Annotated in this window: 19 protein-coding genes and 1 tRNA gene; 16 read left to right on the top strand and 4 right to left on the bottom strand. The window is 50.4% G+C overall.

Translation table 11 applies throughout. The features are described from left to right. The first annotated feature begins 187 nt into the window (after positions 1-187). Entirely contained in the window at positions 188-1,084 is an 897-nt protein-coding gene (locus MJ768_RS10605) for a recombination-associated protein RdgC (RefSeq protein WP_239291684.1), read from the top strand. A 249-nt stretch (positions 1,085-1,333) separates the two neighbouring features. On the opposite strand, the gene MJ768_RS10610 is transcribed toward MJ768_RS10605, so the two are convergent. Together MJ768_RS10610 and MJ768_RS10615 are read right to left on the bottom strand one after the other, a co-directional pair. Next, entirely contained in the window at positions 1,334-1,798 is a 465-nt protein-coding gene (locus MJ768_RS10610; protein WP_239291686.1) for a hypothetical protein, read from the bottom strand. Between the two features lie 84 nt (positions 1,799-1,882). After that, entirely contained in the window at positions 1,883-2,098 is a 216-nt protein-coding gene (locus MJ768_RS10615; protein WP_239291688.1) for a hypothetical protein, read from the bottom strand. Between the two features lie 20 nt (positions 2,099-2,118). Here MJ768_RS10615 and MJ768_RS10620 point away from each other — a divergent pair, with 20 nt between their 5' ends. Beyond that, the gene (locus tag MJ768_RS10620) at positions 2,119-3,696 is read left to right on the top strand and encodes an HDOD domain-containing protein (RefSeq protein WP_239291690.1); all 1,578 of its coding nucleotides are present in this window, start codon (positions 2,119-2,121) and stop codon (positions 3,694-3,696) included. Here the strand turns inward: MJ768_RS10620 and MJ768_RS10625 are convergent. Beyond that, the gene (locus tag MJ768_RS10625) at positions 3,683-3,967 is read right to left on the bottom strand and encodes a hypothetical protein (RefSeq protein ID WP_239291692.1); all 285 of its coding nucleotides are present in this window, start codon (positions 3,965-3,967) and stop codon (positions 3,683-3,685) included. The genes MJ768_RS10620 and MJ768_RS10625 overlap by 14 nt on opposite strands. A gap of 375 nt (positions 3,968-4,342) precedes the next feature. On the opposite strand from MJ768_RS10625, the gene MJ768_RS10630 reads away from it, so the two are divergent. Further along, positions 4,343-4,846 carry a DUF4188 domain-containing protein gene (locus MJ768_RS10630; protein WP_239291694.1) on the top strand — a complete coding sequence of 168 codons (504 nt, stop codon included), beginning with the start codon at positions 4,343-4,345 and terminating at the stop codon, positions 4,844-4,846. Positions 4,847-4,862: 16 nt separating this feature from the next. On the opposite strand, the gene MJ768_RS10635 is transcribed toward MJ768_RS10630, so the two are convergent. Further along, a complete protein-coding gene (locus tag MJ768_RS10635; RefSeq protein WP_256449855.1) occupies positions 4,863-5,288 on the bottom strand; it encodes a transposase in 426 nt (141 codons plus the stop codon). A gap of 558 nt (positions 5,289-5,846) precedes the next feature. Here MJ768_RS10635 and sdhC point away from each other — a divergent pair. The 13 genes from sdhC to clpP all read left to right on the top strand — a co-directional run bounded on the left by sdhC (position 5,847) and on the right by clpP (position 20,483). Continuing rightward, positions 5,847-6,221 (top strand): succinate dehydrogenase, cytochrome b556 subunit, encoded by a 375-nt coding sequence (gene sdhC / locus MJ768_RS10640; RefSeq protein ID WP_239291698.1) that lies wholly within the window; start codon positions 5,847-5,849, stop codon positions 6,219-6,221. Then, positions 6,215-6,586, top strand: coding sequence for a succinate dehydrogenase, hydrophobic membrane anchor protein (sdhD, locus tag MJ768_RS10645; protein WP_239291707.1), 372 nt, complete (start codon positions 6,215-6,217; stop codon positions 6,584-6,586). The genes sdhC and sdhD overlap by 7 nt, the downstream gene beginning before the upstream one ends. Next, on the top strand, positions 6,586-8,349 hold the full coding sequence (sdhA, locus tag MJ768_RS10650) for a succinate dehydrogenase flavoprotein subunit (protein ID WP_239291709.1): 1,764 nt from the start codon (positions 6,586-6,588) through the stop codon (positions 8,347-8,349). Before sdhD ends, sdhA begins: the two co-directional genes overlap by 1 nt. A 15-nt stretch (positions 8,350-8,364) precedes the next feature. Continuing rightward, entirely contained in the window at positions 8,365-9,762 is a 1,398-nt protein-coding gene (locus tag MJ768_RS10655) for a DUF262 domain-containing protein (RefSeq protein ID WP_239291711.1), read from the top strand. Between the two features lie 344 nt (positions 9,763-10,106). Beyond that, the gene (locus MJ768_RS10660) at positions 10,107-10,802 is read left to right on the top strand and encodes a succinate dehydrogenase iron-sulfur subunit (RefSeq protein ID WP_239291713.1); all 696 of its coding nucleotides are present in this window, start codon (positions 10,107-10,109) and stop codon (positions 10,800-10,802) included. Then, positions 10,799-11,035 carry an FAD assembly factor SdhE gene (locus tag MJ768_RS10665; protein ID WP_239291715.1) on the top strand — a complete coding sequence of 79 codons (237 nt, stop codon included), beginning with the start codon at positions 10,799-10,801 and terminating at the stop codon, positions 11,033-11,035. Before MJ768_RS10660 ends, MJ768_RS10665 begins: the two co-directional genes overlap by 4 nt. Positions 11,036-11,087: 52 nt before the next feature. Next, positions 11,088-12,374 (top strand): citrate synthase, encoded by a 1,287-nt coding sequence (gene gltA / locus MJ768_RS10670; RefSeq protein WP_239291717.1) that lies wholly within the window; start codon positions 11,088-11,090, stop codon positions 12,372-12,374. A 171-nt stretch (positions 12,375-12,545) separates the two neighbouring features. After that, positions 12,546-15,422 (top strand): 2-oxoglutarate dehydrogenase E1 component, encoded by a 2,877-nt coding sequence (locus MJ768_RS10675; RefSeq protein ID WP_239291719.1) that lies wholly within the window; start codon positions 12,546-12,548, stop codon positions 15,420-15,422. After that, complete coding sequence (odhB, locus tag MJ768_RS10680; protein ID WP_239291721.1) at positions 15,412-16,572, top strand: 2-oxoglutarate dehydrogenase complex dihydrolipoyllysine-residue succinyltransferase; 1,161 nt, start codon at positions 15,412-15,414, stop codon at positions 16,570-16,572. Before MJ768_RS10675 ends, odhB begins: the two co-directional genes overlap by 11 nt. A 72-nt stretch (positions 16,573-16,644) precedes the next feature. Further along, the gene (lpdA, locus tag MJ768_RS10685; protein WP_239291723.1) at positions 16,645-18,066 is read left to right on the top strand and encodes a dihydrolipoyl dehydrogenase; all 1,422 of its coding nucleotides are present in this window, start codon (positions 16,645-16,647) and stop codon (positions 18,064-18,066) included. Positions 18,067-18,424: 358 nt separating this feature from the next. Next, positions 18,425-18,509 (top strand) — tRNA-Leu (locus tag MJ768_RS10690). A 37-nt stretch (positions 18,510-18,546) separates the two neighbouring features. Beyond that, positions 18,547-19,857 (top strand): trigger factor, encoded by a 1,311-nt coding sequence (gene tig, locus MJ768_RS10695; RefSeq protein ID WP_239291733.1) that lies wholly within the window; start codon positions 18,547-18,549, stop codon positions 19,855-19,857. Continuing rightward, on the top strand, positions 19,857-20,483 hold the full coding sequence (gene clpP, locus MJ768_RS10700) for an ATP-dependent Clp endopeptidase proteolytic subunit ClpP (protein ID WP_256449856.1): 627 nt from the start codon (positions 19,857-19,859) through the stop codon (positions 20,481-20,483). Before tig ends, clpP begins: the two co-directional genes overlap by 1 nt. The last annotated feature ends 22 nt before the right edge of the window (positions 20,484-20,505 follow it).

The raw sequence follows: 20,505 nt of genomic DNA on the forward strand, positions 1-20,505 counted from the left end.
GGTGGTATTTGTTTAGGGCGCCTCTAAAAATTCAAGTTTCTAAACAAGACAAGGCACGAGTAAAAAATTTGAGCGCGGCATATAGTTGATATGTAAGCGATAATTTTTTTTGAGTAACGCCGTATTGTGACGAAAATTGGATTTTTAGAGGTGCCCTTTAGTATAATTGAAGATTTGAGTGCTAAATATGTGGTTCAAGAACCTTCAGATATATCGCGTCACCAACTGGAATGTCTCACCTGCTGAGCTTGAAGCAGCGCTTTCAAAGCATACGCTACATAATTGCCTCAGCATGGAGATGCAAAGTCGTGGCTGGGTTTCTCCCAAAGCCGAAGATGAGCCTTTTGTGCATATTCTGGGGCAGCAAATGCTGATCGCTCTGGGTGTGGAAAAAAAATTGCTCCCCGTTTCCGTTATCAATCAATTTGCAAAATTGCGTGCTGCTGAAATAGAAGAGCAGCAAGGATACAAGCCGGGCCGGAAGCAAATGAAGGAAATAAAGGAGTTCGTCACCGACGAGCTTCTGCCACGCGCATTCGCACTCCGTCGCAAGACCTGTGCATGGATTGATCCTGTCAACGGCTGGTTTGTCATCGATACTTCCAATGCAGCAAAGGCCGATGAGTTGATCGAGTTGTTACATAAATCAATTGAGGGATGTTCACTTGCACTGGTTAAAACCCGGAAATCACCCGCTTCAGTCATGACTGAATGGCTTGCTGGAGACGATGTACCCGCTTCATTTACCATCGACCGCGACTGTGAGCTGTGCGGCACGGGCGATGAAAAAGCGACGGTGCGTTATGTACGCCACGCTCTCGATTCAGCGGAAATAATCAGGCATGTTAAAGATGGCAAGAAAGCGACAAGGCTAGCCATGACATGGAGAGACAAAATCTCATTTACTTTGAATGAAAACCTGCAACTTAAACGCATTGTCCCACTTGATTTTATCAAAGAACAAATTGATGCCAGCGAAGCAGACGATGTATTCGACACCGATTTTGCAATTATGACTGGTGAGCTACCGCATTTGTTGGCTGATCTCATGGATACACTTGGCGGGGAGGAACGCATCGGATAGTTTTCGGACAAAATTTGAACATATTAAAACTGTCTGGATAAGTTGTTCTGAAGTCATTCGCAACACACCAGTCTGGCATAAAAGTGGGCACCTGATTATTCAGGTTGCCCTTGTTTTATTTGCTGCATCGTAACTGCTAAAGCCGTATAGCTGACCTTGGTGGTAGTGGCCTTATCCACCACCTTAACATATGTGGTGTGCAGTCAAAATAAATTACTCAATTGAAGACTGGATAAATCAATGTTCAGTTTAATTTGCCACTTTCAGCTGCCAAGTTGAGTGGCAGGCGACACACTTTGTTAATGTATTAGACAGCATCTTTAAAATTTCTGGTGCTGGCGCCTTACTTTCGGCAGCTTGGGCTATTGCGTCCATGTCGCGGTGAACACTCATGCCTAGCGATTTCAATTCCATTGGCAGTTTTGTCATCAGTGCCGGGCTTGCATCAGCAGCAACCACCATACCTGCAGCACTTGAAGCCTTGATGACGCGCTGCATGTCGCCTTGATTCACGCCCTCTAGAATTCCTTGCGTTGCAGATAGCAGGCCACGCATTTCGGATAAGATCAAGTCACGCTCGCTAACTTGTAGTACGACAGCAGTTCTACCATCGGTTCCGGCGGTAGTATTTCCACGAATGAAGAACCACGCGAATACGGCAATAGTAAGAACCCAGAGTAACAAGGCGATTGAGGCAAGTTTATTGGATTTCATTTTTAGCTTCTTACGTGGTTTATGAAGGGATGCAAGATAGAGGAAACTTGCACTCCTGTCTGTACTAAAGGTCACATATCCGCGTTATGTTTTGCCCAAGTGTGCCTGAAGCCCTGCCAGCGAGAAATTCTCGATCCCGGTCTGCTTTAATGCCTTATGCCATGCTCTGGCATTCACCTGAATGACGGGCTTGCCGTTGCAGGCACTGCAGGCGTAAAGATTGGTGTGATTTGGCCGATACATGAAAATGAAAGTGGTCGTGTCTTTTCCTTTGTTGATTGGTCCTTTGTTGATTGGCACCGCAAGGCGCGCGGTAGACGATGGATTTTTCAGATGTACGTTTTACCGGGAATGTAGCTATGTCTGTCGATACTAAACCACCACCTTGTTGTGGCGAAATACGTGACGTGCGCGATGCGCTTGTGCAAAAGCTCAGTAGCGATGTCGGATTGTTTGCGCTTGGTTCCGCTGTGTCGCGCGTTGTGCAACTCTCGGCGTCCGATGACGAAGCGGCCCATAATCTCGCGTATTACGTGTTGTCGGATGTGGCGCTGACTCAAAAGATTTTGTGCTTGTCGAATTCGGTGACCTATCGCCGGGTGGTCAATACGCCCGTAACGACCATCTCCCGCGCGATTTTTATGCTCGGTTTTGATACCGTAAAAACTAGCGCGTTGGCCATGCTGCTGGTTGATAGTTTGTCTAACCATAAGCATGCGCAGAGCATCCGTGCAGAGCTTGCCGACGCCTTGCGTGCCAGCCTGGTCGGCCGCGAGCTGGCGCGCCACAGCCACTACCAGGGCGCGGAAGAAGCGTCGATTGCGGCCTTGTTCAAAAACCTGGGCCGTTTGCTGGTGACGTCGCACGAACACGCCTGTCTAAGGCAAATTGAAGTGCTCGTCGCTGCAGGCGAACACAGCCCGGCCCAAGCCTCAGCCCAAGTGCTCGGCTGCAGCTATGAAGCACTGGCCGAAGCGGTGCTGACTGAATGGAATATCCCGGCCACCATCATCCACGCGCTAGGTGCTGTGCCTGCCGGTAGGCAGCGGGCGGCGGCCAATCGTCAGGAATGGATGCGCCAAGTTGCCTCATTTAGTGTCGAGGCATCCAAATTGATCGCACGCCCCGACGCCGAAGTGGAGGCGGATAGACAAAAACTGCTGGCGCGTTTTGGCGCAGCTTTAAATCTCGACACTGAAAAAATGCGTGAGTTATTTGCCTCGGTTGCCGAGGAAATGCGAGTGCTGTCCGATAGCCTTAAACTTGGCGGGGCGGACATCAAGGCTGCCGACGCTGGTAGCGGCATGCCGGACGTGTTGTTGATGATGACCATGGGCGCGGACGCCAAGGCTGAAGGTTTTCATCCCAGCGGCAAGCCGGTCAATGCGCGAGATTTATTGTTGGCCGGCGTGCAGGATGTAATACAGATGCGGGCGTTGGGCCGCAGCAAAGTCAATGAACTGATCTTGCTGGTGCTGGAAACGCTATACCGCAGCATGGGATTTCGATTTGCGACCATGTGTTTAAAGGATACCAAGTCAGGCCAGTTCCGCGCCCGCGTTGCGCTTGGAGAAGGCCATGCCTCGCGCCAGGCGCGCTTTGTATTCCAGATGACGCCGGAGCGGGATCTGTTCCAGCTTTCCATGGAGAATAACACCGACCTGATGATATCGGACGCAAGCAGCGAGAAAATACGCGATCTCTTGCCTGCATGGCACCGCGCCCTGTTGCCCGACGCGCGCAGTTTTATCGTGCTGCCGCTGGTGGTGCAAAAAGTGCAGATCGGCCTGTTTTACGCAGACCGTGTTTTGCCAGCGTCCGAGGGCCTGCCGCCCGACGAGACCGCGCTGATCAAGGCATTGAAGAGCCAAATATTGGCTGCCCTCAGCGGCACCTGAAGAGCGCTCGGTTCTTATCGTAGGTGGTAGCCTGATAACCGAATGGTGGTTTGGAACCGTTGATACAGCCTTGGCGCGCGTTCTCCTTCATGACGCGTGAAACGTGTTTGGAATTTTCTTTGGATTGATGCTTGTCAAACAGATTGATGATGCGCAGCATCCCGCGCGGCTGGATTATTGCTGCGTGTCGCAGTATTTCAAGGCAATGCCGCAGCACTCCGCACTGCACTCTGGTCTCTATGCGGAATACAGCTGGCTTGGTGAGTGTCATTCAGTTCCGCGCTCTTCTCTCGTTTGCATAATCACGTGGTTCCAGATGCAATGGTTATGCCATCGAGCGCCCAGAGCACGTGCTGCGCAGTGTCCACTATCTTTGCTTCGTCGGTCCGAATGTTTATTGTTCTGGCAGCAGTGTAATTTTGCTGTTAGATTGAGCGTTGATGTATTTATAGCCCCCCGCGTTACTTGAACGGGAAAAATAAAGATGATGCACAACGAGAATAAAATGGTGCATTTATCACTAAATTCGGGTGTGATATAGGTTTTTTTCCTTCAATTAAAACAATGGAACGAGCGCCAGTTTATGCACCTTACAGGTGCCTTTGTCGGCATTTTTTAGGGTGTCTACTTTACGTTAGGGCTACACATGATTCGCACTGATCGATTAACTGCACATCTTGAGGGAGAGTTTGTCGTGTTCCTGATTGGAATGCGTGTCAACCGCCCGTGGAAAATCCATAAGTGGCTTCCCGTTGTACTGGCGATGCCGCGCATGATTAAGGAGCTATTGTCAAAACCGGACTCCGGCCTCCTTGGATATGAAATGTGGTTCGGGCGTACAACCATCATGGTTCAGTATTGGCGCTCGACCGAGCAGCTTTTGACCTATGCAAAAAATCGAGATGCAGAGCACCTTCCCTCGTGGAAGGCTTTTAACAAAGCTATCGGCACCAATGGCGATGTTGGAATTTGGCATGAAACGTATGTGGTTCCACCTGACAGCTTTGAAAATGTCTATGTGAACATGCCAGCCTTCGGCCTTGGTAAGGCGGGTACTCTTTTGCCCGCATCGGGTAATCGAGAAACCGCAACAGACCGCCTTCGTGCAGGCACTACTAGCCCTCTTAAGAAAAACCTCCCAACCAACTGATTTTAAAAAAGCGGAATTAAGCGGGCTGTTCATTGACGATGAGTTTCATCCCCATTTTTTCAGCACGCTGGGCCAGTTGTCGCAACACTCTTTCGCGATAGCGTTCTTCGTAGTAGTCCTGCCCCTGATCGGTATATTTTTCACCTTTGGTAAGCATGGTGTAGATCAGGCGTGCCAATTTGTGCGCGGCGGCGATTACGGCTTTAGGTTTGTCCATGCGCCCGCACATCCTGTGGAAATACGCGTCCAGCGCCGATTGGCTGCTGCGCAATGCTGCTGCGGCCAATCTCAAAGCTTGAGCCGCACGGTTGGCAACGCGCTTGATCTTGCCGCTCATCACTTTGCCCCTGGTAATCTTGGTGCCCGGACACAGCCCCAGCCAACTCGCGAAGTGTCCTGCCGTGGGGAAGCGCGACATGTCAGTTCTCGTCTCCGAGGTCACCGCGAGCGCTACCCCTACCCTCGTCAATTGTCTGCCTGAAAGCAGAACGTCAAGACAGCAAGATGATCTCTTGCCAGTGCCCAGATTTATCTCCTCGGACGCACCAATAAATCCAAGACATTACAGCAATGTAGACCTTTTCATTTTAACGGCTAGCCCAATCGTAACTACTTCCCCCGGATCGTTGCCAACTAATTTCAAGCTGGACAGGCAATCCACGTATTCGGTCAGGTGTTCGCTGGATAGATGTGCATATTTCCCCACCATCTCGACGCACTCCTAACCGCCTAGCCTCACCGAAAAATTCGGATGTATGGCTGCAATCTTTTCCTTCTCAAAGTTATCAATTGAATGCTTGGCAGAAGTGGACGACTATGTACGATATTTGGAGGGGGGAATTCGGAACGATCAACGGGGCAATCCATCGCCGACAATAGCGCACTTACCCGCTCCTTATTTCAGGTATCCATTTGTCGTTTATATTTCTGATTTATAATTAATTACTCATCAGGTGTAAAATAGCAAACGTTGGTTTATTACTCCACTTCGTGTGCGCCAATGAATAAAAATCGTCCTGTACATCTTGACTTGCGCTTGATCAAACTGCCCTTGCCGGGTTTTGTTTCTATTCTGCATCGTGTTAGCGGATTGTTGCTATTTTTGGCCTTGCCGCTGTTTCTGAGGATGCTGCAGTACAGCCTGTTTTCTATCGAAACTTATACTCAATTGGTCGCGGTACTGCGACATCCCTTAAGTAAATTAATTCTAATCAGCCTGTTGTGGGCTTTTTTACACCACCTTTGCGCCGGAATACGCTATCTCGCGATTGACATGCATATCGGCGTAGGGCTGGCGCAGGCACGTGCCAGCAGCAAGTGGGTGTTGTTTGTGAGCTTGGGTTTGACCTTGCTTATTGGAGCGTGGCTATGGTAGATCGCATCGTAACCGGCGCGCATTATGGATTGCGGGATTGGCTGGTGCAGCGTGTTACCGCTGTTCTGATGGTGGCTTATACGCTGTTTATTGCGGGCTATGTGGTGCTGCATTCCCGTTTTGAAAGCAATGCCTGGATCGGTCTCGATTACAACACTTGGACGGGGTTGTTTTCGAACTTGGTGATGCGCTCGTTCTCGTTGCTGTTTCTGTTTGCTGTTTTCTACCACGCATGGATTGGCGTGCGTGATATTGTCATGGATTATGTCAAGTCGGCAAGAACACGCCTTGTTATATATGTATTGGTGATAATGGCGCTGCTGCTGTATTCGATTTGGGCAGTACAAATTTTGTGGGGAATGTGATGGCAGTGGCGAAACGCACATTTGACGTTGTAATCGTGGGGGCGGGTGGCGCGGGGATGCGCGCGGCTTTGGCATTGTCTGAGGCGGGCTTGAAGGTGGCGGTATTATCCAAGGTTTTTCCCACACGCTCGCACACGGTAGCGGCACAAGGTGGTATTGCGGCATCATTGGGCAACATCAGCGAGGACAATTGGCATTGGCACATGTACGACACGGTGAAAGGTTCGGATTATCTGGGCGATCAAGATGCCATTGAATTCATGTGTCGCGCCGCGCCGGAAGTGGTGTACGAACTGGAACACTTCGGCATGCCATTCGATCGTTTGGAAAATGGAAAAATTTATCAGCGCTCATTCGGCGGCCACATGCAAGACTATGGCAAGACCCCGGTGCAGCGCGCCTGTGCCGCTGCTGATCGAACTGGCCATGCCTTGTTGCATACGTTGTATCAAAAAAATATGCAGACCAATACCATTTTTTTCGTGGAGTGGATGGCTCTGGATTTGATTCGCGACGAAGATGGCGATGTGCTTGGCGTGGTGGCGATGGAAATTGAAACCAGTGAAGTGATGATTTTGCAGGCACGCGCCACGCTGTTTGCTACCGGGGGTGCGGCGCGCATTTTTCAGGCTAGCACCAATGCTTACATTAATACCGGCGATGGCTTGGGCATGGCAGCTCGTGCCGGTATTCCGCTGGAAGATATGGAATTTTTCCAGTTTCATCCTACTGGCGTGTACGGCGCGGGCGTGCTGATTTCCGAAGGTGTACGCGGCGAGGGCGGCTATCTTATCAACAAGGACGGTGAGCGCTTTATGTTGCGCTATGCGCCAAACGCCCAAGACCTCGCCAGCCGCGACGTGGTGTCACGCGCCATCGCTACTGAGATCAAGGAAGGGCGCGGTTGCGGTAAACATGGCGATCATGTTTTATTGAAGGTTGATCACATCGGCGATGATGTCATCCGCCAGCGCCTGCCCGGTATCCGCGAGATTTCCCTAAAGTTCGCGCATGTTGATCCGGCCCTGAACCCCATTCCGGTGGTGCCCACTGCGCATTATATGATGGGTGGCATTCCCACCAATTATCATGGTCAAGTGGTCGCCCCTTACAAAACAGGGCCGGAAGAAGTGGTGCAGGGGTTTTATGCGGTGGGCGAATGCGCTTGCGTGTCGGTGCATGGCGCTAACCGGCTGGGCTGTAATTCATTGCTGGATTTGCTGGTTTTCGGGCGTGAGGTGGCGAGGCAGATTATCGAGGACTTGCAGCGTAACCCGCATCCAAAACCATTGCCGCACGATGCCGCTGATCGTCCGCTGGCGCGTCTTGCAAGGCTTAGATCACAAAAAAATGGTGAGAGTGTGGCCGAAGTGGGGGCAGAGATGCGGCGCGTGATGCAAAACCATTGCGGTGTATTCCGGTTCCCTGAACTGTTGACTGAAGGCGTGGAAATGATCCGTAAAGTGGCCGAGCGCGTTAAAAATACCATGATTAATGATCAGAGCAAGGTGTTTAATACTGCATGTGTGGAGGCATTGGAACTCGACAATCTCATCGAAGTAGCGCAAGCCACCATGGTTTCAGCTGCAGCGAGGCAAGAAAGTCGTGGCGGTCACGCGCGCGATGACTTTCCGCAACGCGACGATGACCATTGGCTGAAGCATTCACTATATTTCAGTGAAGGGCAAAAACTGGATTACAAGCCGGTTCGGCTGAAGCCGTTGACTGTGGAATCATTTCCGCTTAAGGCGCGGGTGTACTGATCAGGAGATAGAAGCGTGTCGGCAGCCAATTTTAAGACGGAAAATAATACTTATCGCAAGTTGATCAGTAACGGCTTGAGTTACCGTATACCTCATTTTCAGCCGGACTACAGCTGGACGGAAAATGAATGGGGAGATTTGTGGGCAGACATCATGGAGGTGATTCAGGCTGATGGCGAACCGGCGCACTATATGGGCTACCTTGTGTTGCAATCGAAAGATAACAGGACATTCGACGTGATTGAAGGTCAGCAGCGCTTGACGACCCTCATGCTGATTATCTTAGCGGCGCTCAAGAATTTAACGCAATTGATCGCAGAGAAAAACAATCCGGAAAATAATCAGCAACGAATGGATCAAATTCGTCAAACCTATATTGCTTATCTTGATCCTGTAACGTTGGTGCCGCGAACCAAGCTCACGCTCAATCGTAATAATGATGTCTATTTTCAAAATTATTTGATCCCGCTGGACCATTTATTTCAGAGTGGTTGTAAGGAATCTGAGCGCAGACTGTGCAAAGCACTTGAATGGTTTGCGACCAAAATGAGTGAATATACAAAAATTGCTGGCGGGGATGAGGGAGTAACGTTGGCAAGTCTTGTGGAATCAATCAGTGACAGGCTATTTTTTACTGTTATTAGTGTTACTGATGAGCTCAATGCCTATAAAGTATTTGAAACGCTCAATGCGCGCGGCATACGTCTATCCTCAACAGATTTGCTGAAAAACCATCTTTTTTCTGTCCTGTATGGCGATAAGGATCATCTGCATGAAATGAAAGCGCTGGAGGACCGCTGGGAAGCAATGGTTATCTGCTTGGGTAGCGAGAACTTCCCCGATTTTTTGCTGGTCTACTGGATTAGCCGCCATGCCTTTGTCAGGCAGTCCGAACTTTTCAAAACCATACGCTCCAGAGTGACGAGCCGTGAAGAAGTCTTCGAGCTGCTGCGGGGTATGGAAGAGGATATGAATACCTATCTGGCGCTTACCCAGGTGGAATCATCACAATGTCCTGTTGATCTCAAGGAGCATTTCCGGGACTTGCATTTGCTCAGAGTGCGCCAGCCTTTTCCATTGCTTTTAGCCGCTCATCGAATGTTCTCCGCTAGTGATTTTGAGCGTGTGTTACGCAGTTGTATAACGATTTCATTTCGTTATATCGTAATTGGCAGCCAGCCGACGAACAAACAAGAGAGTATTTATTATTCGGTGGCACAAAAAATTTCTAGCGGCGATATCTGCACTGCGGCAGCTGTATTGGAGGCTATGCAATTTGTTTATCCTAGTAATGATGAATTCCGTAGCGCTTTTTCTGCTAAAAAAATTAGCTCTACTGCTTCTCGCTGTGTAAGTTGGAAAAACAGGTATCAGGAAATGATTACGATTTTGAAAGTGCTGGCTTTAACGTAAAGCATGCTCTGCCATTAAATCAAACAAATAATCGGTGGATAACCTTGTCGGGTTGGAGAGAACACTGGAGCTCGACCCATCTCATCGAAGTGGCGTAGGCCGCCATGGTTTCCGCCATTGCGCGAAAAGTGAGCTGGGCAGTCATACACAAGACGACTATCTGCAACGCGGCCAGTGACTGAAGCATTCAATATAATTCAGAAAAAATGAAGCGTGCCGGCGTTGCTATGGGCGAATTCAAAAATAGGCGGTGAACTTGTAATTATCTTGAGGCGGATGGTTAGTCAAGATGCGGGAATGGTGTAAGGCAGATGGTTCGAAGCGATTAGCAGAGGAATGAAACCATGAAGTTCAAAATTTACCGGTATAACCCCGAAACCGACGAGCAGCCATATATGCGCAATTATGAGCTGGACATAGAAGCGGGCGATATGATGTTGCTGGATGCGCTGCTTCTTATCAGGGAGCAAGATGACAGCCTGAGCTTGCGCAAATCTTGTCGCGAAGGAGTGTGCGGCTCGGATGCCATGAATATTAATGGGCGCAATGGCTTGGCTTGCATCACGCAGCTGTCCAGTTTGAAACAACCAATTGAATTGCGCCCGCTGCCCGGCCTGCCAGTGATACGTGATCTGATCGTGGACATGACGCAGTTTTTCAAGCAGTACCATTCGATCAAGCCTTATTTGATAAATAACGATCCGCCTCCGGAAACCGAGCGTTTACAGTCGCCAGCGCAGCGCGCCGAGTTGGATGGTTTGTATGAATGCATCTTGTGCGCCTGTTGCACTACTGCTTGCCCGTCATTTTGGTGGAATCCGGATAAGTTTGTAGGTCCTGCCGGATTACTGCAAGCCTATCGTTTTATCGTCGATAGCCGCGATCAGGCAACGAGCGAGCGGCTGGATAATCTGGAAGATCCATACCGGCTGTTTCGATGCCACACTATTATGAATTGTGTGGATGTATGTCCCAAAGGTTTGAATCCCACGGCTGCCATAGGAAAAATTAAAGCTCTGATGGTGAAGCGTACGGTATGAAAGAGCTGGAACGAGTGCGCTGGCGCTGTCGACGCGGTCTGTTGGAACTTGACATCGTGCTGGGCCGATTCATCGAGCAGCATTATGCAAGTTTGAATAAGGCGCAGCAGGCTGAATTTGATAGGTTGCTGGATATGCCCGACCCGACACTCTGGGATATGATTACTAACACGCGGCCTTCGCCGCTGCAAAGTGAACGGTGTGCGGTGCTAGAATTGCTTCAGGCAGTTTGAACTTTAGCAGCGTGATCTGCTGCGACATCAAGATGTAAAAACAGGAGGCGTAATGAAAGAAAAACGCGTTGCAACACTGATGCTGGATGATGGCCGTAGTATTGAGTTGCCGATACTGTCCGGCACTCTGGGTCCTGATGTGATCGACATCCGCGGATTGGGCAAGCTCGGCATGTTTACTTACGATCCTGCTTTCGTTTCCACCGCCAGTTGTTCTTCCAGTATCACTTTTATTGATGGCGATGCCGGGTTGCTGTATTACCGCGGTTATCCCATCGAACAACTGGCGGAAAAGTCGGACTTTCTAGAGGTGTGCTACTTGCTCCTGCATGGTGAGTTACCGAATGCGATACAGAAAAGCGAGTTCAAGGGAAGGGTTACGCAGCACACCATGGTGCATGATCAGCTTGCACGTTTTTTTAACGGCTTCCGCCGCGACGCCCATCCGATGGCGGTAATGGTTGGGGTGGTGGGCGCGCTGTCGGCTTTCTATCATGATTCGCTCGACATTAATAACCCGGAACATCGCGAAATATCGGCGTTACGCCTGCTGTCCAAGGTGCCGACCATCGCCGCAATGACCTACAAGTACTACACCGGTTTTCCGTTCATGTTCCCGAAGAATGAATTCAGCTACGTGGAAAACTTCATGTACATGATGTTCGCAACACCGGCAGAAGATTATGTGCCGAACCAGAAGCTGGTGCGTGCACTGGAGCGTATTTTGATTCTGCACGCTGATCACGAACAGAACGCCTCGACTTCGACCGTAAGGCTGGCCGGTTCCAGTGGGGCAAATCCATTTGCTTGCGTGTCCTCAGGCATTGCAGCACTTTGGGGGCCAGCGCACGGCGGTGCGAATGAGGCAGTGCTGAAGATGCTGGAAGAGATAGGTGATGTGTCGCGCGTGGCGGATTTCATGAAGGGTGTGAAGGACAAAAAATACCGTCTGATGGGCTTTGGTCACCGGGTATACAAAAACATGGATCCGCGCGCAAAGGTGATGCGCGCTACTTGTTACGAGGTGCTTAATGAGCTGAAGCTGGAGAATGACCCTCTATTCTTAATGGCGTTGGAACTGGAGCAGATTGCGCTGCGGGACGAATACTTCATAGAGCGCAAGCTTTATCCCAACGTGGACTTTTATTCCGGAATCGTGCTGCGCGCGTTGGGTATCCCTAGCAATATGTTCACAGTAATTTTTGCCGTGGCACGCACCATAGGTTGGGTGTCGCAGTGGAATGAAATGATTGCTGACAGCGAGCGTAAGATTGGTCGTCCACGTCAGTTATATCAGGGTGCGACGCAGCGGGATTTTATACCGCTTGCCCAGCGCTAAAGTCGGATCGCAAAAACGCACACATGGAAATATAGGCTGGAGGATGTTCATGCGCTTTGGCGTCATATCATATTGAATATATTTGACATCCAAGTGCGGAAGTTTGATGAAGCAATGAAGCGCAAAGACATGGCGACATAAACAGATGGGTAATAATACATGACGTCGGTAATGCAAACCATGCTAGGCAACTCTATGTTGTTTGGTGCCAATGCGCCGTACATTGAAGGTCTGTATGAGGCGTATTTGAGCGAGCCCGATTTGGTTTCGGATGAGTGGCGTGCCTACTTCGATGCCCTGCAAAACATGCCGAGCGCGGTGCTGCAAGACTTTCCGCATAGCCCGGTAGTGCGTGCTTTTGCTGCCTTGCCGTTAACTGGTGCACAAGGCGCAATGCAAGATGCTGATATGGCGCGCAAGCAGGTGGCAGTACTGCAACTTATCAATGCCCATCGTTTCCTCGGGGTGCGCCGCGCCAGCCTCGATCCGCTTAACCGGCATCTCAAGCCTGAAGTGCCCGAATTGGATCCAGCCTTTCACGGTCTCACTGAGGCGGACATGGATATCACATTCGAGACAGGCTCTCTGGTGGGGGCGCCACGCTTGATGCTGCGGGAAATTCTGCAGCTGGTGCGCCAGACCTATTGCAGCAGCATAGGTGCAGAGTATATGTACATCAATGATGTCGTGCAGAAGCGCTGGATCCAAAATCGTCTGGAGAGCGTGCGCGGCCAGCCAAATTACAGCGCTGATATGCAGCATCGTATCCTGGAGCGGCTGACTGCTGCCGAAACGTTGGAGCGCTATCTGCACACCAAATATGTCGGCCAGAAGCGTTTTTCGCTGGAGGGCAGCGAATCGCTTATTCCGATGCTCGAACATTTATTGCAACGTGCAGGCACGCAGGGAGTTCGCGAGACAGTTATCGGCATGGCGCATCGTGGGCGCTTGAATGTGGTAGTGAACACGCTAGGCAAGCTGCCGCGTGATCTATTCGCTGAGTTTGAAGGTAAGCACAGTGAACAGCTGACTTCCGGCGATGTGAAATATCACCAAGGTTTTTCCTCGGACATTCCTACGCCGGGCGGAGCGATGCACTTGGCTTTGGCGTTTAATCCCTCACACCTTGAAATCGTTAATCCGGTGGTAGAAGGCTCGGTGCGCGCACGCCAGCATCGTCGCGGCGACAAGGAAGGGCGAGAGGTAATGCCGGTAATACTGCATGGCGATGCGGCTTTCGCTGGACAAGGCGTGATCATGGAAACGTTCAGCTTGTCCCAAACGCGCGGCTATCAGACGGGCGGTACAGTGCATATCATTATTAACAACCAGATCGGTTTTACTACTTCGGACAAACGTGATGCCCGATCTTCTTTGCACTGTACCGATGTAGCGAAGATGATAGAAGCACCGATTTTTCATGTGAATGGGGATGATCCTGAAGCGGTATTGTTAATTGCCGAAATTGCACTGGATTACCGCATGACCTTCAAGAGGGACGTGGTGATTGATATGGTATGTTTCCGCAAGCTGGGTCATAACGAGCAGGATGAGCCGCTGGTTACGCAGCCGTTCATGTACCGTTATATTAACCAGCATCCGGGCACACGTGCGTTGTATGCTAAACGCCTGCTAGAACAAAACGTGGTGGCGGAAGGGGAGCCGGAGGCGATGATTGCGGCCTATCGTCGCGCGATGGATGAGGGCATCAATCCGATTCAACCAGTGCTAACTGATTTTAATAAGGAATACGCAGTAAACTGGTCTAAATTCAGGAGTGGTGTGCCTTGGGACGTAGCGGTGAGTACTGCCATTCCGCACGAACAGTTGCAAAAATTGGCCCAGCGGCTGACGGAAGTGCCGACGGATTTCAAGCTCCATTCGCGCGTGGAAAAAATTATCACCGACCGCCGCGCCATGGGTAATGGCGAACTGGCTTTGGATTGGGGCATGGCAGAAAACCTGGCCTATGCCAGCTTGGTAGCTGAGGATATTCCGGTTCGTTTGTCTGGGGAAGACAGCGCGCGCGGCACCTTTTTCCATCGTCATGCCGTGCTGCACGACCAAAACCGTGTGCAGTGGGACAAGGGCTATCACATTCCCTTGCAAAATATTGCGCCGAATCAGGCCGATTTCATTGTGATTGATTCCATTCTTTCGGAAGAGGCGGTGCTGGCATTTGAGTATGGTTATGCTAGCGCTGAACCCAATTCGCTGGTTATATGGGAGGCGCAGTTCGGCGATTTCGCTAATGGTGCGCAGGTGGTAATCGATCAATTCATTTCGTCGGGGGAGGCCAAGTGGGGACGCATGTGCGGGCTGGTGATGTTTTTGCCCCATGGCTACGAAGGGCAGGGGCCGGAACATTCGTCTGGGCGCATTGAGCGCTATTTACAACTGTGTGCAGATTACAATATTCAAGTGTGTATTCCTTCCACTCCAGCTCAGATGTTCCATTTGCTGCGCCGCCAGATGTTACGCCCGATACGCAAGCCCCTTATTGTGTTTACGCCCAAAAGCATGTTGCGCAGCAAGGAGGCATCTTCGCCGCTGAATGACTTGGCTCAGGGTACGTTTCAGCCAGTGATTGGAGAAGTGGATGCGCTGGAAGCTGCCAAGGTGCAGCGTATTATCGTGTGTAGCGGAAAAATTTATTATGAGCTTAAGGCCGCGCGACGCGAACGCGGCATTCAAAATACCTCGCCGAAGTCCTTGTCTCTGGAAAAGGTGGCGATTATACGGCTGGAACAACTTTATCCTTTTCCGCATGATGCTTTCGAGGCACAGATTGCTAATTATCCAAATGCGACGGAATTGCTGTGGTGTCAAGAAGAGCCGGGCAATCAGGGCGCGTGGCATCGCATTCAGCACTATCTGCTGCGCCATCTGCGTGACGGTATGAGGCTCGCTTATGCGTTGCGATCTTCCTCGGCATCGCCCGCAGCAGGATATTTGGCAGTGCATAATGAACAACAGAAGGCGGTGATAGACGCTGCATTTCGCTGCGATCTAGACATTAAATCAGGAGCAAGACATCATGCAAATTGAAGTGAAAGTGCCGCAGCTTTCCGAATCAGTTTCCGAAGCCACTCTTGTATCTTGGCACAAGCACCCTGGTGAAGCTGTGGTTGAAGGTGAGAATCTGGTCGACATTGAGACCGACAAGGTGGTTTTAGAGTTGCCCGCAATCAAATCCGGAGTGCTGACCAAAATTCTAAAGCAGAATGGTGACAAGGTGACCAGCAATGAGGTGATTGCCCTACTGGATACCGATGCCAAACCTGAAGCTAGCAGAGCTGCGCAACCAGATGTGACGGCCAAGGAGCAAGCTGCCGTGATGCCTGCGGCGCAGAAGATCGCGGCAGAAAATAAAATTGACACTGCTGCGATTAGCGGTAGCGGACGGGGCGGGCGTGTCATCAAGGAAGATGTGCTGATTGCGATGCAGGAAAAAGCGGCTGTGCCAGCCACCGCGGTTCCGCAACCCACAGCGGGGGGGCGTGTGGAACAGCGCGTGCCGATGACTCGCATTCGTCAGCGTATCGCCGAACGCTTGCTGCAATCGCAACAGAATGCTGCAATTCTTACTACCTTTAATGAAGTGAATATGCTGCCAGTAATTGAGTTGCGCAATCACTATAAGGATGCTTTTGAAAAGAAACATGGCGTAAAGCTCGGTTTCATGTCGTTTTTCATCAAGGCCACGTTGCTTGCGTTGCATAAATTCCCGGTGGTGAACGCGTCGGTGGATGGCACGGATATCATCTACCATGGCTATTACGACATCGGCGTGGCAATCGGCAGCGAGCGCGGCTTGGTGGTGCCTATTATTCGCGATGCTGACAAACTTTCGCTAGCCGACATCGAAAGACAAATCATTGACTTCGGTGCACGTGCCAAGGACGGCAAGATTACGCTGGAAGAATTGACTGGCGGTACCTTCTCCATTTCCAACGGCGGCGTGTTCGGATCCATGCTCTCTACCCCTATTATTAATCCGCCGCAGAGCGCCATCCTCGGTATCCACGCCACCAAAGATAGACCAGTGGCTGAAAATGGTCAAGTCGTCATTCGTCCGATGAACTACCTCGCGCTGTCATATGATCACCGCATCGTTGATGGGCGTGATGCCGTATTATTTCTCGCCGCTATTAAAGAGGCGTTGGAATATCCTGGACGAGTGCTGCTGGATTTGTAATTGCGCTTCTGCCGATCCCGGCCGGAATGAAATGTTTCTTACCGGTTCAGAGCTTAATAAAAGGATTTCATTATGTCGAAATCATTTGATGTTGTAGTTATCGGTGCCGGCCCTGGAGGTTATGTGGCGGCGATACGTTGTGCTCAATTAGGGCTGACTACAGTCTGCGTCGACGATTGGAAAGGCACACAAGGCAAGCCCAGTTTAGGTGGAACTTGTCTTAATGTGGGCTGTATTCCATCCAAAGCTTTGCTGGAGTCTTCGGAAAACTTCGAGCGTCTGACGCATGATTTTGCTGCGCACGGTATATGTGCCGAAAATGCGAGTGTGGATGTGCAGAAGATGGTGGCGCGCAAGAATAAGATCGTCTCCGATTTCACACTGGGCATTAGTCAGTTATTCAAGAAAAACAAAGTGGACTCGCTGCACGGCAGGGCTCAACTTCTCGGTCGGGATGGCGATGTCTGGCGTGTCGGAATTACGGATGGAGAGGAAGTGAGGGCGAAGCACATTATCGTTGCCACTGGTTCGACATCGCGCATTTTGCAGCAAGCTCCGCTGGATGGGATGCAGGTTGTGGACAATGTAGGCGCTTTGAGTTTTAGCGAGACGCCCAAGCGCCTCGCTATCATCGGCGCAGGGGTCATTGGACTGGAACTTGGAAGTGTGTGGCGCAGGTTGGGGGCTGAGGTGACGCTACTGGAAGCCTCGCCCGTGTTCCTTCCCGCCGCCGATGAGCAAGTGGCGAAAGAAGCGTTGCGCGCTTTTACCAAGCAGAAGCAGGCTATCCACTTGGGCGCACAGATTGATGGTGTCACTCAGTCTGCTGAGTCTGTAAAAATTAATTGGCGCGATATGCAGGGGGCCGCGCAGGAATTGGTCGCGGACAAGTTGATCGTTGCAGTAGGGCGTGTGCCAAATACTCAAGGTCTGAATGCAGAAGCGGTCGGGCTCAAGCTGGACGCTGCAGGGCGCATTGAAGTGGATGACCATTGCCGTACCAGCCTGCCACATGTGTATGCGGTGGGTGATGTGGTGCGCGGCCCGATGCTGGCGCACAAGGCGTCGGAGGAGGGCGTGATGGTGGCGGAATTGATCGCCGGGGAGATGGGGTGCTGCGACTTGAATTTGGTGCCGAATGTAATGTATACCGCCCCGGAAATCGCTTGGGTGGGTAAGACTGAACAGCAGCTGAAGGCAGCGGGTGTCGCTTACAAGGCTGGGCAGTTCCCCTTTCTTGCTAATGGACGTGCCCGTGCCTTGGGTGATACGACGGGATTTATTAAAATCATAGCCGATGCCAATACGGATCGTATTCTTGGTGTGCATATAATAGGCCCGATGGCATCTGAGCTCATTCAGCAGGCAGTGCTGGCGATGGCGTTCTCGGCCAGTAGTGAAGATTTGGCGCGTACAGTTCATGCACATCCGTCATTGGCCGAAGTGATGCATGAAGCGGCTCTGGCGGTGGATAAGCGCACGATCCACATATGATTCGATGTTTCGCGCTGATCGAATTTCAACGAGGACGACTACACGGTTGGACGTCTAGGCGGATCGGGCACTTCCGCTATTTCAATGCTTGCACAGCTTGATTATTATGAGGCGGCAGTGAGAGCAAAGATAGTGAGTATGAATGTTTGAAATTTTTAGATGGCGGCCGAATTGCACCCGGCGTACCTAGATTTGATTGCAGAACTCATCGCGTCTTGTAATTGCCTGAAGTATTTTAAAAGATGCTGCATGGCCCATCATATGGGCGCATCAACTTAAAAAATCGGCTGACATTTCCCATCTACGCCTACCGCCTTCCTACTTATGGTATGTTACAATAACTGTGTTATTGAACTGGGCGAAAGTGGCGGAATTGGTAGACGCACTGGATTTAGGTTCCAGCGCCGCAAGGCGTGAGAGTTCGAGTCTCTCCTTTCGCACCAACTGAAGAATTCACTTATTAACCTAAGGAAAGTTAGCATGTCGAGTATAGAAATCATGAGCGGGTTGGAGCGCCGCCTTAATGCATCCATCCCTCTGCAACTGGTGAGCAGTGAAATGGAAGCACGCCTGAAGAATCTGGCACGTACCGCTGAGGTGCCTGGCTTCAGGCCGGGCAAGGTGCCGTTCAAGATTTTGGAACAAAAACACGGTGCGCAAATTCAGCAGGAAGTGCTGCAAGATGCTTTGCGGCGTTCCTTTGCCAAAGAAGCGCAGGAGAACCAGTTGAAAGTGGTTGGTTATCCAACTTTTGAGGTCAAAACCACTGACCCGGATGCCTTGTGGATCGAATATAGTGCGACTTTTGAGGTTTACCCTGAAGTCATGTTGGGTGATATTAGCGCTGAAAGCATGGAGCAAGTGGTTTATAACTTGAGCGATGCCGATGTTGATACCACGATTGCTACTCTGCGTAAGCAACACGCGACATTCGAAGTAGTTGATCGTGCGGCGCAAAATGGAGACAGAGTGCATATTGATTTTAGTGGATTACTGGAAGGCAGAATATTTGAAGGTGGTGAGGCTAGGAATTTAGCTGTGTTGCTGGGTGCTGGGCGTTTATTACCGGATTTTGAAAATGCCATCATCGGCATGAAGGCTGGAGAAACAAAATCTTTCGACATGACTTTTCCTCCAGACTATCAGGCTGAGAAAGTGGCTGGTAAGCCAGCATCTTTTACGATTACCTTGCACAAGGTGGAAGAGCAGCATTTGCCAGAGATTGACGCTAAATTTGCCAAGTTACTTGGTATAGAAGATGGAGATGTGAATAAGCTAAAGACTGAAATCCGCGATAATTTAGAGCGAGAAATCAAGCGTCGCTTAATGTTGCGTAACAAAGACAGCGCAATGGCTACCTTGCTGAAAGTTACTCAACTGGAGATACCCAAGGCACTATTGGATGCTGAAGCGCAGAGCTTGATGCAACAAGCTATGCGCGATATGAAAAAGCGCAGAATAGAATTGCCGAAGGGTGAAGAATCGTTACCACTTGAACTGTTTACTGAACGCGCGCAAAAGCGTGTCAAGTTGAGTCTGATCTTGACGGAACTGGTCGAGAAATATGATTTGCACGCTAAACCTGAGCAGATTAAGGCGCTAGTTCAGGATTATGCACAAAGTTATGACAACCCAGAAGAAGTGGTGCAGTGGCACTATAACGATCCGACACGCTTGCAAGACGCAGAAAACTTGGTGCTCGAGGACAACGTGGTGGTTTGGGTGACGGATGCTGTCAAGGTGACAGAGAAGCTGATGGAATTCAACGAATTGATGGAGAATGCCGCGTGATGTATAGCGAAACACCTCAAAATAATGAGGACCCGCAGAACATCGGGATGATTCCGATGGTGATAGAAACCAGCGGGCGTGGAGAACGTGCATACGACATTTATTCACGTCTGCTCAAGGAACGCGTGATATTTTTGGTTGGCAACATCAATGATATGACCGCTAACTTGGTGGTAGCACAATTGTTGTTCCTTGAGTCTGAAAATCCAGATAAGGAGATTCATCTCTATATCAATTCTCCTGGCGGCTCTATTTCGGCAGGCATGGCGATTTATGACACTATGCAATTCATAAAGCCAGATGTTTCTACGTTGTGCATCGGTATGGCGGCATCTATGGGCGCTTTTTTGTTGCAAGCCGGTGCAAAGGGAAAGCGATTTGTTCTGCCTAATTCTTCTGTAATGATCCATCAGCCGTTGGGAGGATTTCAGGGGCAGGCAACGGATATAGAGATTCACGCCAGATATATTCTGAGCCTGCGTGAGCGCTTGTATGCCCTGATGGCGCAGCACACAGGTCGCGATGTCGAGGAAATTGCCCGTGATAGCGAGCGCGATAAATTCTTAAATGCGACTGAAGCAGTCAATTATGGCTTGGTAGATAAAGTGCTGGATAAGCGCGCTTAAACAACTGCATAGGCTTAATCGA

The sequence above is a fragment of the Candidatus Nitrotoga sp. 1052 genome (assembly GCF_927312905.1).
GTDB lineage: Bacteria > Pseudomonadota > Gammaproteobacteria > Burkholderiales > Gallionellaceae > Nitrotoga.

What these genes read in the sequence shown, in the direction of transcription:
- MJ768_RS10605 (WP_239291684.1), top strand. Translation starts at nt 188, where the DNA reads ATGTGGTTCAAGAACCTTCAGATATATCGCGTCACCAACTGGAATGTC.
- MJ768_RS10610 (WP_239291686.1), bottom strand. Translation starts at nt 1,798, where the DNA reads ATGAAATCCAATAAACTTGCCTCAATCGCCTTGTTACTCTGGGTTCTT.
- MJ768_RS10620 (WP_239291690.1), top strand. Translation starts at nt 2,119, where the DNA reads ATGGATTTTTCAGATGTACGTTTTACCGGGAATGTAGCTATGTCTGTC.
- MJ768_RS10625 (WP_239291692.1), bottom strand. Translation starts at nt 3,967, where the DNA reads ATGACACTCACCAAGCCAGCTGTATTCCGCATAGAGACCAGAGTGCAG.
- MJ768_RS10630 (WP_239291694.1), top strand. Translation starts at nt 4,343, where the DNA reads ATGATTCGCACTGATCGATTAACTGCACATCTTGAGGGAGAGTTTGTC.
- sdhC (WP_239291698.1), top strand. Translation starts at nt 5,847, where the DNA reads ATGAATAAAAATCGTCCTGTACATCTTGACTTGCGCTTGATCAAACTG.
- sdhD (WP_239291707.1), top strand. Translation starts at nt 6,215, where the DNA reads ATGGTAGATCGCATCGTAACCGGCGCGCATTATGGATTGCGGGATTGG.
- sdhA (WP_239291709.1), top strand. Translation starts at nt 6,586, where the DNA reads ATGGCAGTGGCGAAACGCACATTTGACGTTGTAATCGTGGGGGCGGGT.
- MJ768_RS10660 (WP_239291713.1), top strand. Translation starts at nt 10,107, where the DNA reads ATGAAGTTCAAAATTTACCGGTATAACCCCGAAACCGACGAGCAGCCA.
- MJ768_RS10665 (WP_239291715.1), top strand. Translation starts at nt 10,799, where the DNA reads ATGAAAGAGCTGGAACGAGTGCGCTGGCGCTGTCGACGCGGTCTGTTG.
- gltA (WP_239291717.1), top strand. Translation starts at nt 11,088, where the DNA reads ATGAAAGAAAAACGCGTTGCAACACTGATGCTGGATGATGGCCGTAGT.
- MJ768_RS10675 (WP_239291719.1), top strand. Translation starts at nt 12,546, where the DNA reads ATGCAAACCATGCTAGGCAACTCTATGTTGTTTGGTGCCAATGCGCCG.
- odhB (WP_239291721.1), top strand. Translation starts at nt 15,412, where the DNA reads ATGCAAATTGAAGTGAAAGTGCCGCAGCTTTCCGAATCAGTTTCCGAA.
- lpdA (WP_239291723.1), top strand. Translation starts at nt 16,645, where the DNA reads ATGTCGAAATCATTTGATGTTGTAGTTATCGGTGCCGGCCCTGGAGGT.
- tig (WP_239291733.1), top strand. Translation starts at nt 18,547, where the DNA reads ATGTCGAGTATAGAAATCATGAGCGGGTTGGAGCGCCGCCTTAATGCA.
- clpP (WP_256449856.1), top strand. Translation starts at nt 19,857, where the DNA reads ATGTATAGCGAAACACCTCAAAATAATGAGGACCCGCAGAACATCGGG.